Origin of the sequence: Chryseobacillus diguaensis (genome assembly GCF_049220665.1) — a bacterium.
In the GTDB taxonomy this organism is placed as follows: Bacteria; Bacillota; Bacilli; order Bacillales; family Bacillaceae; genus Metabacillus_B.
Genome location: NZ_JBMKNV010000022.1, coordinates 1 through 16809, shown reverse-complemented (window position 1 = coordinate 16809; position 16809 = coordinate 1). Strand labels below are relative to the sequence as shown.

The following is a 16809-nucleotide window of genomic DNA, read 5'->3' as shown; positions in this document are numbered from 1 at the left end:
GGGCCTCCATCCCAAAATTAGCCCATTCTTCTTTTGATTTTACTTGTACGCCTAAAAGGCACAATACCCGTAACAGGAAGCAAGCTTTTTTCATAAAAAAATGACCGATCAAACTCTAGAAAGAGATTGTTCGGTCATTTTACAGTGCACTTTATTGTTTTACAGCATGAAGATAATGAATGGTTTCAAAGGCTGCTAGGTAATCTTTTCGATTGTCAAAATAAAGTTCGCTAATTTTAGCCGGTGATGTTCATAAATGAGTAAACTTGATTTTTCTAACATATTCTCAATTTCATTAAGAAAAACATGATTTCATTGGTTCTCCGCTTGCTGAAGCCATTTTCAACTTTATTATAGATTCCTTTTTCTTTAAATAGTTTTTCGTCTGCATTCCTGATGGGACTTTAGCAAATAAATGATCAATCAAGCTTGAATTTTCCTCTTTAGTTCATAAGACTAAAGAAAGTTTTTTTGTTGTTATTAAACCCTTTATCTATTAGATTTTGATCGGAATGATTTCATACAAAAATTGAAGAAATTTTACATATTGTCTTCATACTGTACATTACTGAATGGTTTTACATAGTAATGTTTTTATTTAACCATGGACATACTAAATGGTGTTATTATTTAAGATATCAATTTGACTTAAAAAAAACGGAGGAACCCAATTTGACTAATGAAAAGAACCTTTCACTGCAAACAAAAATGGAATATATTTGGAAAAATACTTGTGGATCATGGCAAAATTGTACGGAAACAGCAATTCAGTCGTTCTTAGCACAATGCCAAGAAAATAATATAGACCCGCAATATTGTATGAGCTGGGTAGAACAACATAGTGCACAAATACCTGGCTGGACTTCCGTTTCAAAAGTATCTCTTGACTGGGTTAATCAGCATACTTCCACTGGTTCACCCATTTCATTAAATGAAAAGGGTCTTTCCTAATTAGTAGAGAAATGATTTAAAATAAGGAATACCTTGTTCAAGATGTAAAAAACAAACCTTTTACTGGAAATGCGCTTGATTGTTGCTTAGTTGTCTGATAAGTATGGCTGCAGGTTCAGTAAATTTCCTCTTTTGATCTAAGGCAGCAATTTAGCGATAGATAAATTATTGAACTGTTTTGCCTTTCCCTAGACATGCTGGGAGTAGCTTATAAATTTACCCATTTTCTTTTGAAACAATTTACTTTTCGTGGTAATCACAACTCCATGCAACCTATAGATAAATACTTTAACTATTTGATTGCTTATTTGAAGGGCTATATCCAGCTCTTTTAAGTACCCAAATGACCCTTCCAGTCACTTAGCAGCTTCAAACCATCGTCTGAATATTTGCCTTTTTCTTTATCCTTTTTCATTTATTCACCTCAAGTTTAATTGAATTATTAAATTATATCTTTAGGACCTGTAAAAAAGCATCCTGTTAAGTTAGCAAAAAAATAAAAAGCTCCGGGAGAGCCGGAACTTGGATCTATTATTTATGCATGCCTTTATGCTATTTTTAGCGTAACTCATGGCAGATCGAACTTTATTTTCGTAACCGTATCTACCGTAGTCATATAATATTGACCCATCCAGCCTTTGTTATATCCTCCTGCAGCAGCTTCCCATCAACCCAGACCCAAGCTAGGAATCTATGGTATTTATCGTACAGATTTTTGCCATCCGTCTCAAATGTAATTTGCTTGATGAGGCAATGATAGGCGTTACGAATAGTGTTCCTTATGTAGCATTATTTATTTTAATTATTGAGTTCGTTCAATAACTGAAGTCCTACGTTTGAATAACTGAATAACAATATCCTTTTTCCCGGACATAATTAACGGGCTTACTTACACATTTATGTCAAATTGCAGGATACTTACACTTTTATGTCATAAAAAATTGACACAAAAGTGTAAGTACAATAATCTAAACGTTGATTTATCAGTAGTTAAATACTTACACTTTAATGTCATCCTTCACCTGTTGACTATTGACACGAGCTAAATTAGTTCCTGAATTTTAATTAATATTTGTTATAAACAATTTACGTTTTTGAGCAATACCTGTTAGGAATTCCATTTCTTCTAACTGAATATCAGTTTTGCTTAAGTTTAGAGTATAAAGACCAACGTTATTAACGGAGTCACCTAAAGGTTCTTTATAAATGTTTAATGAGGTGGGATCTGAATGCTCGTAGGCACTACCTTCTCTATATGATTGGTCCTCCACCTATATGTTGCTGAAATAATATTCCCCTCTTGTTTATATTCAAAAAATGTTTTTGAAGAAACCTCTCCATTAGCAGTATTTTCAATTGAAATAAATTTTCGCCCATTATAATCTATCATATTTACTTCTCCTTTTTTAAATTTTCGAAAATTAATTCAATTTATGAATTTCTTCCCATTCATTACGTAATACTCCCATAACAATAATATCGTATCTTTTTCCGTCCCGATAAACTACCGACCTCTTTTTACCTTCCTGTTGAAAACCAACCTTTTCGTACGATCTTATTCCACCTTTGTTATATTCAATAACTTCCAAACCGACTCTATCCAAATTTAATTCATGGAAAGCATAACGAAGTATCAGCTTCAACGCATCGGACCCATAACCTTTATTACGATTAGAAGATTCTCCAATCCCAATAGCCAAGAGTCCCGCGCGATTGTTCCATTCGATGCTATGAATAGCAACAAATCCGATTAAATGATCTTCATCAATAGTTCTAAGTCGGAAATACACTTCATTCAGGTCCTTTTGCCCTTTAGTCGTTAATTGTTCTTTAGTTTTTGGAAAGGCTATTTCTGTATCTACATTACGAAGATATTCGGAATCTTCTCCCCACTTCAGCATAATTTCAGAGTCTTCTTCTCTAGCTATTGAAAGTTTTACCTTATCACCGTAAAAAAGATTAGAATTGATTGTAATCATGTGAATCTCCTTATTAATATTAGTTAGTTTTATACACTTCATTTTTATCTGATAAATCTTTAACCGTACGCAATACCTCAGCCCCATAAAATTTAGATTAACTTAATCTTAAAGCTTTTTAAGATGGTTTAGCATTATATTACCAAAAAGAAAAATATTGTTATGTTTAACTTGAGTTTATCCCCTATATTTAAGAAATGAATTTTATAGTTTTAATGGAGAATTTTATATCATTTTTATTTATTCAAAGACAGTCCTTATTCAACTATACTGCCATTTTTTGAAGAAACAAACAGCCGGCCATGGCAGCTCGGCTATTCAAGTAATGAGCTCTGTTGCTTAAGAATGGACTATTACCCATTTTTCACATCAATCACTTCAAAACGTTCACAAACAATGAGCATATCTTCCGAAAATTCACGTCCGATTGCATTTAACTCGTTTCTTAAGAATTTTTCATGAGCTTCCCACCAATATTGATAAGTCCTATCTCCTTCACCTTCTGCAACAGCAAACTCTTCAGTAACTTCATTCATTGGAGTTAGAGTAACCTCCACCGTCTTAATGATTGCTAATGGTTTGTCGTAGCTGTTTAAAAGAATACTGTAATCCTCTGTTGTTGGGAGGGGTTCATTCGCTCCAGCGCCCAGCCCCTCGAGGTCGCTTCGGTCCTGTCAATGAAGTCAAAGAACGACTTCACAGCCAGGCCCTCCGGCGCTTGTCGGGGCTAACCAGGGCGCTTGCGCCTTTTGTTCAGCAAAACTACAGCAACAAGAAATTTATCCTTTCAGGTCGAAGAAATCCCATAACAGGCGGGGTCATTCTGGCCAATGTGAAGGATATTGCAGAAGCAGAACAATTGGTGAGGGATGATCCGTTTTATAAGAATGGAATTACTGATTATGAATTTATTGAATTTCAGACGACAAAGTGGGGCGAGGCTTTTTCGCCATATATCTAAAGCAAAAAGCAGCCATACGGCTGCTTTTTACGTTGCTGAGTTCTCTATAGAAAAGACTTCCCGCAATCCCTTTTTCCCTAGGGGGGTGACCTTGACTGAACGTGTATTTGGCATGCGCTCCAGCCAATGCAACTCAAAAAACCTTTCTAAAAGGGCATTCCCGAGTGCCCCGGCCAGATGATGCCTCCGCTCACTCCAGTCCAAACATCTCGTGCAGAAGGAACGGCGCTTTTTCTTTGCGCTTACTAGGTCGATTTCAAATGCTTCAAAAAATGCTTCTCCTTTTTCAGTCACACTAAATTCTTTTCCCTTTTCTTTGACATAGCCGCCATTCAGCAAGAACTCGGTTACCGCAACCCCTAAATTCCCGGCCAGATGATCATAGCAGGTTCGTGCATATCGCATGGCTTTGTCTTCTGTGACCTGTTTGAATGATTGAATTTTTGCAGGCGGAGCGGCAGTTAAGAGCAGTTCCATGATCTCTGCCACTTCCTGATTCCGAAGTCCATAATAGCGGTGCCTTCCCTGCTTTTCAACGATGACGGTATGCGCTTCCGCCATTTTTGCTAAATGGAAACTCGCTGTTTGCGGCTTAATTCCAGCAGCCATCGCCAATTCGCCTGCTGTATGAAATCTTCCGTCAAGCATGGCCGTAAGCATCCGAGACCTTGACTCTTCGGATACAAGAGCGGCAATCATTGAGGTGTTCGGATTAGCATTCATTTTTTTCCTCCTCTGCATTCCATATTTCGATGAAGACTGAATTATTTTCATTATAAGCTAAAAATAGATTCATGATAGCGAAGGAGAGAAAAAAATGGAAAAGACAGCCCCGCGTTTAAAAACAAAAAAGATCAAGCCAAGCATCCTGTACTACGGCACACCGGTCATTCTGCTCAATACATGAAGACGAAACGGTGAACATCAGTCCTATTTCTTCTTCCTGGGCACTTGGGGATTCTATCATTTTAGGAATCGGGCTTGGAGGAAAAGCAATCGAGAATTTACAAAGCCATCCAGAATGTGTGATCAATATTCCTGACCCCTCCCTTTGGGAAAATGTTGAGCGTCTTGCTCCCTATACCGGAAAAAACCCTGTCCCGGAGGAAAAGAAAAAAATCGGCTTTTCCTTTGAAAAAGAAAAATTTGAAGCATGCGGACTTACACCTGCCGAATCCTCCAAAGTTAAGCCCCACCGCATATTGGAGTGCCCTTTAGCGATTGAAGCGGAGGTAAAGGCGATAAGGATTCCTGAATACACTCCCCATTTTGCCATAGTTGAGACACAAGCCCTTTTGATTCATGCTCATGAAGCAATTGTTCTAGGTGATCATCACGTTAATCCGGCCAAATGGAGCCCGATTATTTATAACTTTCGCCATTACTTTGGCCTCGGGCAAGAACTGGGGAAAACGTTTCGTGCTGAAAAATAAGAGATCTTTTCTTAAGGAAGCTATTTATCAACACTGAATAGGTTTAGAATGAAAAAAAACTATATGGGGGATTAAAAATAAACGAATATGAAAAAACGCTCAAGACGCCCTGCTATGCCGTCATTTTCACTTCACAAAGGACAGAAAATGATAAGGGCTATGGAAAAATGGCAGACAAAATGGTGGAATCAGCCTCTCAGCAGCAAGGGTTTCTAGGCATGGAAAGTGCAAGGGATAAGGAACTGGGCATTACGGTTTCCTATTGGGAGTCCCTTGATCCCATAAAAAATTGGAAAGAAAATGCTGCTCATCAAACCGCACAGCAAAAAGGGAAAGAGGTATGGTACCAAAACTACGTTGTTAGAGTTTGTAAAGTGGAGAAAGCCTACTCTTTTAAAGTCTGATCCAGCAAATGAACCGCGAACAGCAAACTAAAAATGCCAGCTGCCTGAAAATCGCCAAGCAGCTGGCATTTTTTCCTCTTTCAGGAAAAACGTCTTCATGAAATTGTGCGGGGTTACTTTGGTCAATGTAAGGGAACATGAAGGAGAATCCCCTTTTACATAAATGGCATGGCAGCTTATGAGTTTATTGAGTTTCAGCCGACAGAGGAGGCTTTTTGCGATATTTTTAAAGCAGAAAGCAGACAAACGGCTGCTTGAAATATAGGAAGAGTCCTTGTTCTTTTACCATAAACGGTTTCGATGGGGTATTATATCCTTTCTCTATCCTTCTTCAGCCAGTAAATCAGTTCTTTTTCCCGCTGTTCATTCATCTCTTTTGAGAAGGAAGAGGACCAATCGTAGTATCCTTCCCCAGTCTTCTGACCGTATTTCCCTTCTTTAACAAGTGTTTTTAACCTATTAAATGGCTGATCACTGTTTGTTAAATCCGGAAACAGATAATCAGATATGGAATGAAAAACATCTAAACCGCCCATATCCGCCGTCATAAAGGGACCCGTAACTTGCAGGCGTCTGCCGATACTATATTTTACAGCAGCATCAATATCTTCAATTGAGGCAATGCCTTGATCCAGGATAAACTGCGCTTCCCTGAAGAGTGCATACTGCAGCCGGTTTCCAATGGATCCAAGAATCTCCTTGTTGATGACAATGGGTTTTTTGTTCATTTGCTTCATGAGATCTAATGAGCGGCTGACCGTCTCAGGTGAGGTTTTCTCGCCAAGGACTACTTCGACCAGCGGAATTAAATGACCAGGGTTCCAGAAATGCGTTCCGATGGTCCGTTGCGGATTTTCAGAGAAAGCGGCAATTTCTGTCGGTTTTAATCCGGATGTGTTGCTTGCCAGGATAACATTGGATTGGCACAGTTGACTGAGTGTTTTAAAGAGATTTTGTTTTAGCTGAAGATTTTCCGGGACAGCTTCAATCACATATGTAGCTTCAGCCACGCATTTTTCCAGCGAATCGGTAAAGTGAATAAGCGAGAAAACCTTTTCGTATTCAGCATCTGAAATTACGTCATTTTCCTTTAGCATTCCCGCCTTTTCTTTGATTCCCAATTTCCCTCTGTTTATATCCTGTTCATCCGTTCCCCATATGTTTATTTCTAAGCCTGCAATTGCTGCAGACAGAGCGATTGAATGCCCCATAGTACCTGAGCCGATAATCGAAAGATTTTCATTCATAAAGCTGTCCACCCTCCATCTACTTTTATCGTTTCGCCTGTAATAAAATTAGCCATATCAGAGGCTAGAAAAAGCACGGCCCCTGTTACATCTTCCGGTTTAGAAAGAGTTCGAAGCGGGATACGGCTCAGGACGTCTCTGTAGAATTCCCTGTCTTCAAACATTTTGCCGGTCATTTCAGTTTGAATAAACGTCGGTGCTACTGCATTCACTTTGATATTATAATCCGCCCATTCTACTGCCAGCGCTTTGGTTAATTGAACAGCTCCACCCTTGCTTGCACAATAAGGAGAACGCTTATAATAACCAACGAATGCCATCTGGGAAACAATATTGATCACTTTTCCCTTTCCATAGCCCATCATGTGTTTGCCAGCCCGCTGAGAGTTGTATCTATTATTTGATCCCAGTCGCTTTCTGTCACCTCCATTGCAGGCTTAGGGATATTGATTCCTGCATTGTTTACAAGGATATCCAAACCGCCCATAGCAGCAGCTGCCTGATCAACCATTTCATAAACATTGTTTACATTTTGCATATCTGCCTGAAACCCATAACAGCAAGGATGGGTGCTTTTCAATTCTTCTACAGCAGAAGACAATGCCTCCTTGTCCCTCCCGGTAATGGCTGTATCGGCTCTAAGCGCTGCAAAACCTTCAGCAATATTCTTCCCGATTCCTCTGCTTCCCCCAGTGACTAATACCTTCTTTCCTTTCAATTCACTGAAATACGCCACATTGCTATCTCCCTTCATTATCACAATTAAAAATAGAGGGAGATCCCTCTATTTTTAAAAGAACATAATCAATAACGCGCGGTTACCATTTTTTTGCGGGTATAAAATTCCACACCGTCTTTTCCGTTTGCATGCAAATCTCCGTAGAATGAGTTTTTATAGCCTGAGAATGGGAAAAATGCCATCGGTGCCGGGACGCCTAAGTTGATTCCGAGCATTCCAGCATCGATCTCCTCTCTGAATTGCCGGACCGCCTTGGCGCTGTCCGTGTACAGGCATGCTCCATTGGCAAATTCAGACTCATTTACAATTCCGATTGCCTCATCCAGGGTTTCAGCCCGGACAATTGAAAGGATTGGCGCGAATAGTTCCTCTTTCCAAATGGTCATATTTCGTTTAACATGATCAAAAATAGTCGGCCCCACAAAATATCCCTTCTGATCAGCCTCGTTGTCTTTTCTTCCATCCCTTACGAGTACTGCTCCTTCCAATTCGCCAGTGTTAATATAATGAATGGTTTTTTCTTTATGAGCTTCTCTGATGACAGGGCCTAAAAACACGCCTTCCTCCATGCCATCTCCGATTTTCAAGTCTTCCGCTGCCTGCTTTAGCCGCTCAACAAGTGTATCTGCAATTTCCCCTACCGGAACGACGACAGCACACGCCATGCAGCGCTCCCCTGCTGATCCGAATGCAGCACCGATAATATTGGAAACAGCATCATCCAAATCTGCATCAGACATGACAATCGAGTGGTTTTTTGCACCTGCCAATGCCTGCACTCTTTTTCCGTTCGCAGCTCCAGTTTTATAGACGTATTCTGCAACTGGCTGGGAACCAACAAAGGATACAGCTTTAATGTCCTTATGCTCCAGTATTCCATTCACTGCCTCATGTGCACCGTGAACGATATTTAGCACCCCATCAGGGAGACCTGCCTCGCTGAATAATTCAGCCAGCCGGCATGCAAGGATTGGAGTACGCTCAGAAGGCTTTAGAATAAAAGTGTTTCCGCAGGCTATGGCGAGAGGGAACATCCAGCATGGAACCATCATTGGAAAGTTAAATGGGGTAATTCCCCCTATAACGCCTATTGGATAACGGTACATACCTGATTCCACTCCTGTTGCAATGTCCGGAAGCTGGCTGCCCATCATTAATGAAGGGGCTCCAGCAGCGAATTCCACACATTCAATGCCTCTTTGAACCTCCCCGTATGCCTCACTGTAGCTTTTTCCATTTTCCAGTGTCACAAGCTTAGCAAGCTCGTCCCAATGCTCGACTAACAGCTGCTGATAACGGAATAAAATTCTTGCCCGTCTTGGCACCGGAGTTTTTGACCAATCTTTATACGCTTCTTTAGCTGCCGAAGCAGCATTGTCCAGGTCTTCACGGCTTGAAATCGGTACGTATGCCAGCGTTTCGCCTGTTGCTGGATTCGGTACAGCCTCTGATCGGTCGGATACTGAATGGACCCATTTTCCCCCAACAAAATTTTGCAGTGTTTTTACTTGAGTTACAGTCATCATCAACTCTCCTTTTTATTAAAGATCGTTATCGAATATATTCTTGCTATTCGTATGAACACTGGTTAAAGTTAACTTCGTTTTCTTAATTTCAATCTAGCTTTCATGTTTACTCAAAAAATATTAAAAAGTAACAAAGTTTAAGAATAGGGCCATATTAAACAATTCCAGTTAAACTGTATAGTAAGATGATAAAGAAACACACCAAGGCTTTAATGATCGTGACGGCAAAAATATCCCGGTAGGATTGCTTATGGGTTAGGCCTGTTACAGCGAGGGTAATAACTACCCCATTGTGCGGCAGTGAATCAAATTCCGCCGGAAGCCATGGCTACTACACGGTGCATGACTTCAGGCGGAATATGATATTTCTCGATTGCCTGCAGATACTGATCTCCCATGGAACTAAGAGTAATTCCCATTCCCCCTGATGGGGATCAGTCAGCATTACAGCAAGAAGCCCACAAATCGGGTTGATCAGAATGACGGAACAAACATCAGTAGTCCCAAAGCAAGCAATATAATAAACAAATCAATTCCGTAATCTCTCCTCTATCAGACTGTCATCATCTAGCTGCTGAAGGATTTGCTGAAAAATTGTAATTGTAGCAAACTTGGTAAAGTTCCTTGATTTCAGAATGCGCTGGAACCTTTGGATTGTTGCAAGGGCTGCCGCTGGCTAGCGCATCTTCTGCCATTTTCGGCAGCGTTTTTATAAATTGGGTCCGGTCAATTCCCCATTGGCATAGGTTCGGGATTTGCAGGTCCATGCAGAGCAGTTTAACATCCTGAATAAATTCTTCAGCTGCTTCCTGACTCGTTTTTCCTTTGCTTTCCGGTTTTAAAAGAAAGGCAATTTCAGCTAAACGATCAGCTGCTTCCTTCTTAGTGAATTCCAGAACCGCAGGCAGCAGCATGGCATTTGAGATGCCGTGCGGTACATGGAACATAGCTCCGATTGGCCTGGACATTCCATGAACAAGTGTAACCGTAGAATTGGAAAAGGCCATTCCTGCCAGCATTGATCCTAGCGACATTTGATTCCTCGCCTCTTTATCTTCACCATTTTCAAATGCTGTGCGAATACTGCCCATAATCAGCTCAATTGCTTTTAATGCAAGCGTATCGGTTAAAGGCTGGCTTCGCCTGGATATGAAAGCCTCAACAGCATGACATATAGCGTCCACTCCTGTTGCAGCCGTAACATGAGGAGGACAGGACATTGTAAGGACAGGATCAACAATGGCTGCTGCCGGAAGCAATGCAGGCTGGGAGATCATCATTTTTACAACGCTCTTTGTATCCGTAATAACTGTAACCTTAGTGGCCTCCGATCCGGTTCCTGCTGTAGTGGGTACAGCTATAAAAGGAAGCGGCTTTTTAGTAAATTCCTTTTTGCCGCCTGAATAATCCCGGATGTGGCCTCCATTTGTCATAATGGCTGCTGCTGCTTTTCCAGTATCAATACAGCTGCCTCCTCCAATTGCAATAATCACATCGCAATTTTCCCTCTTGCAAATGGAGAGCGCTTCATCCACATGAAGATCCGTCGGTTCCGATTCGATTCCTGCATACAGCGAGCTGGAGATTCCTTCCTTGAGGAGATAGTCTTTGCACGTCTCTGCAGTCCTGTTCTTTTCCATTACAGGATCACTGATTATAAGAGCTTTTGTTCCAAATTTAGAAACCAGTTTGCCTGTTTCTTTAAAACTATCAATTCCGTATAGGATTTCTCCCGGAACTAAAAGGCGGTTGAAACTCATCCCTTCCATCTCCTTTGCCTCCTAATTGCAAGCGATTACAAATTATAAGAAAATAAAGCTCAAAAATTACTTTCCAGCTGTTTTCCATACCTCCTGACTCTTAGCAATGCTTGCTCAGCATGCCCTGCAAAGTTTTCAATCTGGCAGAGTCTTCCAGCATACTCCCCAATTACAGCACTAGCTTCTGCTGTAACTTTTTGATAGGTGCAGGTTTTCAAAAATTTCCCTACCCATAATCCCCCTGTATAGCGCGCAGCACCCTTTGTAGGGAGCGTATGATTTGTACCGATTACTTTATCTCCATAAGCCACATTCGTCTCCGGGCCGAGAAATAATGCTCCGTAGTTTGTCATATTGTTTAAGAAATAATCAGGATTTTTCGTCAAAACTTCCACATGCTCATAGGCAAGCCGGTCTGCTTCTATTAAGGCTTCCTCTTCATTTTCTACAATCAGAATCATTCCATTTTCTTCCCAAGCCTGTCTTGCAACTTCTGCAGTCGGCAGGGTTTCGAGCTGCCGCTCAATCTCCTTCAGCGTTTCATGTGCGAGACTTTCTGATGTAGTGATCAGAGCTCCCGGTGAAGTCGGGCCGTGTTCTGCTTGTCCGAGAATATCACAGGCTGTCATTTCCGCATCAGCTGTCTCATCAGCAATGATAAGAATTTCAGTCGGGCCTGCAAATAAATCAATTCCTACACGACCGTAAAGCTGCCTTTTTGCTTCTGCCACAAACGCATTGCCAGGGCCGACGAGCATGTCAACAGGCTGTATGGTTTCTGTTCCTATTGCCATTGCTGCCATTGCTTGTACTCCTCCGAGCAAATAGATTTCATCTGCACCTGCAAAGTGCATGGCGGCAATGGTCTCGGCAGGAATTTCCCCTTGATTTGGCGGTGTACAGGCAATAACTCTTTTTACCCCTGCTACTTTTGCAGTTAAAACACTCATGTGCGCTGAAGCCACCATAGGATAACGGCCTCCGGGAACATAGCACCCAACACTGTTTACCGGGATATTCCTGTGCCCGAGAATAACCCCCGGGAGGGTTTCCACTTCAATATCTTTCATGGATTTTAACTGCTCTTCGGCGAACCCGCGCACCTGTTTTTGAGCAAACTTTATGTCTTCAATCGTTTTCTCATCCACACCGCTTATGATTCTCTCAATTTCTTCTTTCGACAGCAAAAAGCTTGCTGGCGACCATCGATCAAATTCTTCGGATAAAGACCTGACAGCAGTGTCGCCATCCTTCTCAATGCTTTTAATAATCTGGCTCACTTTTTCAGAAACTTGTGCATCATTTTGAGCTGTTTCTTCCTTGCTTCTTCCCTGCTTAATGATTTTAGCCATTCCCATCCCCCATTTTTGCATACGTATGCAAAAAACCGGTGAATATCCCCTGTATCGCATATGTATGTAAGAAATTTTTCGTAAAAATTTCAACCAATTCAATTGAAGGCAATTGTCTGAATAGTTCATATTTTAAGGATAGTGGATGAACTTCCAGGCTGTCAACTATTTTATGAAAGTGCTTACAGAATCTCGTTCTATTAAACTTCCCTGGAGCAATAAAGCTACGGGCCCTCTATCACCATTTTTAATTTCGTCAATCAGGTGATCTATCGTTAATTGGACCATTGTATCTACAGGCTGCTGCCAAGTTGTAAGCATATAGGGCGGCCAGGACGCCATACCAATATCATCAAAACCAATAATGGAAAGTTGCTTTGGAATTTGAATTCCTAAGGATTTAGCTGCATCCAGCGCACCGAGTGCCATAATATCATTTGCGCAGAAGATAGCATCTGGCGGATTAAGGCTATTTAATAATTTCAGTGCAGCTTTATAGCCGCCTTCATAAGTGAAATCGCCATGTTCTGCAGTTAAATCAGCTTGTATTTCTTTTAGTCCTTCCTTGAATCCCTTTTCCCGATCCATACTGGTGGAAGTGTTTGTTTTTCCTGCAATAAAAGCGCATTGCTTATGGCCTTTTGCAGCCAAGTATCTGGCAATTTCTCTTCCAGCCAAATAATTATCACAGCAGACAAAGTGACAGGAAGAGTCTTTCGTATACCTGTTAAATAAAATTACAGGTATGTCCTTATCCGATAATCGGGTTACAACGTTTGATGATAATTTAGCATCTGTTACAATCACACCTGCTACATTGTATTCAAAGAATTGGGTGATTTCTTCCTGCTGAATCTCTTCATTTGCAGTTTGCACGAACAATACTTGAAAGCCTTTTTCCTGAAGGCCCTTCGTAAATTTCTCCAATATTTCGGGATAAAAAGGATTTTTTATATCCCCCATGACCAATCCGATCATGTTGGTTTTATTTTTTATTAATCCTCTTGCAAGTGCATTCGGTCTGTAGCCAAGTTCATTTGCTGCTTCAAGCACTTTTTTCCTTGCTCTTGCAGACACATTTGATCCTGGAGTAAAAACTCTCGAAACTGTGGATTGGGAAACTCCCGCAGAGCGTGCAACCTCCATTGCGTTAACATGCTTTGAGTTCATAGCTCATCCTCCTAAGATAGACCTCAGTGCAAATATTATTGCTTATAGAAGGCATATTGTAAATATATACAGAGGAATATTTAAATGGTGCATTCTTTCCTTGATCTTAAAGAAAAACACAGAAATCGCTGTAAGGCATGCGCTTATCCCAAGACTTTGCATGAAGGAACTTAATAAAATATCTTTTCTTGTCTGTAATAATTCAGCGGGATCTACCGTTTTATTTAACAAAGATTTTGGGAATCCGTTCGGTTCAAAATTTGTATAAACAATAATTGAAAAAATGATTAAGGATAAGAAGAATGTAAAACTAGCTGCTCTTTTAGGGTGCTTCCCTCTCAAGTCTAATTATATAAGTCTAAGCACCTATATATTTACTATTAAGTATATAACTTCACAATCTAACTTTTATAATAGTTCCTGTTCCATTACTAAATTAAAAAAGGAATTGCCATAACCACTAAGAAAAAGCCACCAATAATGCTGCTGAGTAAATTTTTATATTTAGATATCATATTGACTTTTAAATTCAAAAATCTCATCAACAGCTTGGTTATATCCACCCGAATTTTGAAAGGATTCCCTTATATTTGAAACAGCTTTATGAATAGATCGGTCGTTTAACACACGACCTACGGCTTCAAGTAGTTGTTTTTCAGTCAAGCTTTGCATGTTTAATTTAATACCTGCTCCGATATTGGCAACTTGCCCGGCAATGATCGGCTGATCCGCGCTTTGTGGGATTACAATTAACGGTATCCCGTAATAGAGACCTTCATGGGTACTGTTCATTCCACCATGTGTGATAAATAATTTAGTATATTTCAGCACCTCAGTTTGTGGAACATAATTTTTGACAATGAAATTTTTAGGAATCTCCCCCAAATCAGATATTTGAACTTTTTCCCCAATAGACATGACAACGGTATGATCAGTGTTCCCAAAGGTCTTAAAACAAAGCTTATAGAAATCAATTGCTTGGTTAAAGACAGTACCCAGTGAAATGTAAATTAGGCTTTTTCCCTTGATTGCTGTAAGGTCGAAGTTTTCTTGAATTAATCTTGTAGAGATTGATGGACCTATAAATTTGTAAGTTTGGTCGAATGCTTCTCCAAAAGGTTGAAACTCTCTGGTTGTATAAACGATTGTTAGTGGTGCAGGATTACAAAAAACTTCATAAGGAGTATGGATCTCGACACCATATTTTTCCTTCACCATTGCCCTCAGGCTTTGATATTCATCGTTTATTTCTTTAACCACTTCTGCAGGAATGTTTTTAGAAAGCCGTTCCAACGTTTTATCGAATGATTCCTTTGTCTGCGCAAAGGAAGTACAAGAATTGATTGCCGGTAGCTTAAGGATTTGTGCAAGTAAACGTCCACAACCAAACATGGAATCATGGATGATGTAATCAAAATGTTCTCCATTAATCTGTTCAAGCACTATAGGTATGACAATATCTGTTGTAAGTAAAAGACCGTTAATTCTTTCAAGTAAATAATTTCTTCCACCCGAGATAAAGGCTTTGATAAATTTTTGACCGTCCAATGTTCGTACAGTAGCTCCCGTCTTCTCAATTCGCTCTCGAAAATCTTCTATCGTAAAATATACTACCTCTTCGCCGCGCGAAATAAGTTCTTGCACAACTCCAATAGTTGGATTGATATGACCTTCTGATCCAGCATCGATAAATAAAACACGTGCCATTTCTACCGCTCCTTATGTAATTCTAAATTGTGTAAGAGTAAGGGGCACTGTCCCATTCCCTTGCAATTTATCATACTACAATACTTGAAAATCTAAAGGAAAGTCTCATAAGGTGGCTGTCATAGCCTGCGCAAACAAGCTCATTCATTGGATCTATGCATTATTAAAACGTAAAGAGGCTTTTAAAGTATAAATTACCTATAAAGTACTTTTATAGAAATAACTTCAAACCGATATGTTCATTTTTATTGTTGTAAAATAACTACTTAACTTTTTTAGTTTTACCTATTGACCTTCTATTAGCTGGTATTGTTGAATAAGTTTATTGGTTATTTTTCCGGTTCTAGTTTCATCATTGCACCAAAATATTGTGAAGCAGTCGAAAAAGAAATAAATGCACATAATTCACTCATTTCCTCTTCAGTGAAAGATCCTCTCAAAACATTAAAAGTTGAATCAGCTATGTCACCTTTTTGTTTTAAAAAGACTTCTGCAAATCCTACTGCAATAGATGTCTTTTCATCAAACATATCTGGATCAGGTTTTCCTTTGGCCCTACAATACTCACATCCATTACTTTGAGCTAATGTTCTCCTTACTTGTTCCTTTAATTTAGATGTTAGTAGTCCATCTTTTTCTAACACATCTCCTAACTGATTCCACCCTTCCATTACGTCTTTATTATGCCCCAATAGTCTTTGAAAAGGAGTTTTTCCGAAATTAGATTCAACAATTCTTGCCATATAAGTTCCCCCTTGATATATTTATTTATGAATTAATTATAAAAAACAAAATAACTAAATTACATTAAAGATATAAATATAATAAAATAAATCCTTTTCAAAATTAACAATTATAGGAGTAAAAACTTTAAAAATGAAAATAGATAATATTGACAAAAAAATTTTAGATGAACTACATAATAACAGCCGTTTATCAATGAGCGAGCTTGGGAGAAGAGTAAATCTGTCCTCCCCATCAGTAACGGAACGGGTAAGACAAATGGAGTCATTTGGAATTATAAAGAAATATACTTTAGAAGTGGATTATGAGAAATTAGGTTTACCAATCCAATGCATAATCGAAGCAACAGTTAAAAATGGCGACTATAAATCTTTTAAAAATTATACTGAGAAACTTCCAAACGTAGAATTCTGTTATCGAATAGCAGGAAGTGCGTGCTATATGCTTAAAATGCAGTTTGAAACTTTCGCTAAAGCAGAAGAATTCATTGATGAAGTAAATCCAATTGCACACACTGTAACACATTTTATTTTTTCACAAGTTCCGACGAATTTGAAAATTAATTAGTTTAAGCCATTACATTTTATTTACCTGACAGGTAGTTGAAATAACCCAGCATTAATAATAATTGAAATTCTTAAACAGATTTCTACTTATTCACAAAATGGGCCCTATACATAAAATAGAGCGCAATCCTTTACTACGGAAATGCGCCCTTTCGTATTATAAGGTCATCCAGATTGTTATTTTATCTGGCTGGCCTATTTTTTATAGGCTATTCTTTAGGTAGTCGGGGTAGGACGCATGCGCCCTTGGGACTATTGGTATCAATAGAT

Annotated in this window: 14 protein-coding genes and 5 pseudogenes; 5 read left to right on the top strand and 14 right to left on the bottom strand. The window is 39.5% G+C overall.

Features of this window, described 5'->3' with window-relative positions; translation table 11 throughout:
- Nucleotides 1–151: 151 nt before the first annotated feature.
- Nucleotides 152–512: pseudogene (locus tag ACOT8F_RS20210) on the bottom strand (class I SAM-dependent methyltransferase); the annotation flags it as partial.
- A 160-nt stretch (nt 513–672) separates the two neighbouring features.
- On the opposite strand from ACOT8F_RS20210, the gene ACOT8F_RS20205 reads away from it, so the two are divergent.
- Nucleotides 673–951: a hypothetical protein gene (locus ACOT8F_RS20205; protein ID WP_421653719.1), complete on the top strand. Its 279-nt coding sequence runs from the start codon at nt 673–675 to the stop codon at nt 949–951.
- A gap of 1210 nt (nt 952–2161) precedes the next feature.
- Here the strand turns inward: ACOT8F_RS20205 and ACOT8F_RS20200 are convergent.
- The 3 genes and pseudogenes from ACOT8F_RS20200 to ACOT8F_RS20190 all read right to left on the bottom strand — a co-directional run.
- Entirely contained in the window at nt 2162–2341 is a 180-nt protein-coding gene (locus ACOT8F_RS20200; RefSeq protein ID WP_421653718.1) for an avidin-fold protein, read from the bottom strand.
- A 31-nt stretch (nt 2342–2372) separates the two neighbouring features.
- Nucleotides 2373–2930: a GNAT family N-acetyltransferase gene (locus ACOT8F_RS20195; protein ID WP_421653717.1), complete on the bottom strand. Its 558-nt coding sequence runs from the start codon at nt 2928–2930 to the stop codon at nt 2373–2375.
- A gap of 353 nt (nt 2931–3283) precedes the next feature.
- Nucleotides 3284–3565, bottom strand: a pseudogene (locus ACOT8F_RS20190) (ASCH domain-containing protein); the annotation flags it as partial.
- 83 nt (nt 3566–3648) lie between these two features.
- On the opposite strand from ACOT8F_RS20190, the gene ACOT8F_RS20185 reads away from it, so the two are divergent.
- A complete protein-coding gene (locus tag ACOT8F_RS20185; RefSeq protein ID WP_421653716.1) occupies nt 3649–3891 on the top strand; it encodes a YciI family protein in 243 nt (80 codons plus the stop codon).
- A 27-nt stretch (nt 3892–3918) separates the two neighbouring features.
- Here ACOT8F_RS20185 and ACOT8F_RS20180 read toward each other — a convergent pair whose 3' ends face one another.
- On the bottom strand, nt 3919–4614 hold the full coding sequence (locus ACOT8F_RS20180; protein ID WP_421653715.1) for an ArsR/SmtB family transcription factor: 696 nt from the start codon (nt 4612–4614) through the stop codon (nt 3919–3921).
- Nucleotides 4615–4708: 94 nt separating this feature from the next.
- Here ACOT8F_RS20180 and ACOT8F_RS20175 point away from each other — a divergent pair.
- Both ACOT8F_RS20175 and ACOT8F_RS20170 read left to right on the top strand, forming a co-directional pair.
- A pseudogene (locus ACOT8F_RS20175) lies at nt 4709–5324 on the top strand (flavin reductase family protein).
- A 77-nt stretch (nt 5325–5401) separates the two neighbouring features.
- The gene (locus ACOT8F_RS20170) at nt 5402–5728 is read left to right on the top strand and encodes an antibiotic biosynthesis monooxygenase family protein (protein ID WP_421653736.1); all 327 of its coding nucleotides are present in this window, start codon (nt 5402–5404) and stop codon (nt 5726–5728) included.
- Nucleotides 5729–6036: 308 nt separating this feature from the next.
- Here ACOT8F_RS20170 and ACOT8F_RS20165 read toward each other — a convergent pair whose 3' ends face one another.
- The 9 genes and pseudogenes from ACOT8F_RS20165 to ACOT8F_RS20125 all read right to left on the bottom strand — a co-directional run bounded on the left by ACOT8F_RS20165 (nt 6037) and on the right by ACOT8F_RS20125 (nt 15972).
- Complete coding sequence (locus ACOT8F_RS20165) at nt 6037–6975, bottom strand: 3-hydroxyacyl-CoA dehydrogenase family protein (protein WP_421653714.1); 939 nt, start codon at nt 6973–6975, stop codon at nt 6037–6039.
- Nucleotides 6972–7729 (bottom strand): annotated as a pseudogene (locus ACOT8F_RS20160) (SDR family NAD(P)-dependent oxidoreductase). Before ACOT8F_RS20160 ends, ACOT8F_RS20165 begins: the two are co-directional and overlap by 4 nt.
- A gap of 50 nt (nt 7730–7779) precedes the next feature.
- A complete protein-coding gene (locus tag ACOT8F_RS20155; RefSeq protein ID WP_421653713.1) occupies nt 7780–9240 on the bottom strand; it encodes a CoA-acylating methylmalonate-semialdehyde dehydrogenase in 1461 nt (486 codons plus the stop codon).
- Between the two features lie 154 nt (nt 9241–9394).
- Nucleotides 9395–9674 (bottom strand): annotated as a pseudogene (locus ACOT8F_RS20150) (GntP family permease); the annotation flags it as partial.
- 129 nt (nt 9675–9803) lie between these two features.
- Nucleotides 9804–11000, bottom strand: a complete 1197-nt coding sequence (locus ACOT8F_RS20145) for an iron-containing alcohol dehydrogenase (RefSeq protein WP_421653735.1) — start codon at nt 10998–11000, stop codon at nt 9804–9806.
- A 59-nt stretch (nt 11001–11059) separates the two neighbouring features.
- The gene (hisD, locus tag ACOT8F_RS20140; RefSeq protein WP_421653712.1) at nt 11060–12352 is read right to left on the bottom strand and encodes a histidinol dehydrogenase; all 1293 of its coding nucleotides are present in this window, start codon (nt 12350–12352) and stop codon (nt 11060–11062) included.
- 165 nt (nt 12353–12517) lie between these two features.
- Nucleotides 12518–13522 (bottom strand): LacI family DNA-binding transcriptional regulator, encoded by a 1005-nt coding sequence (locus tag ACOT8F_RS20135; protein WP_421653711.1) that lies wholly within the window; start codon nt 13520–13522, stop codon nt 12518–12520.
- Between the two features lie 504 nt (nt 13523–14026).
- Nucleotides 14027–15229 (bottom strand): macrolide family glycosyltransferase, encoded by a 1203-nt coding sequence (locus ACOT8F_RS20130; RefSeq protein ID WP_421653710.1) that lies wholly within the window; start codon nt 15227–15229, stop codon nt 14027–14029.
- A gap of 329 nt (nt 15230–15558) precedes the next feature.
- Complete coding sequence (locus tag ACOT8F_RS20125; RefSeq protein WP_421653709.1) at nt 15559–15972, bottom strand: carboxymuconolactone decarboxylase family protein; 414 nt, start codon at nt 15970–15972, stop codon at nt 15559–15561.
- A 133-nt stretch (nt 15973–16105) separates the two neighbouring features.
- Between ACOT8F_RS20125 and ACOT8F_RS20120 the strand changes: the two genes are divergently transcribed.
- Nucleotides 16106–16540, top strand: a complete 435-nt coding sequence (locus ACOT8F_RS20120) for an Lrp/AsnC family transcriptional regulator (protein ID WP_421653708.1) — start codon at nt 16106–16108, stop codon at nt 16538–16540.
- Nucleotides 16541–16809 lie beyond the last annotated feature (269 nt).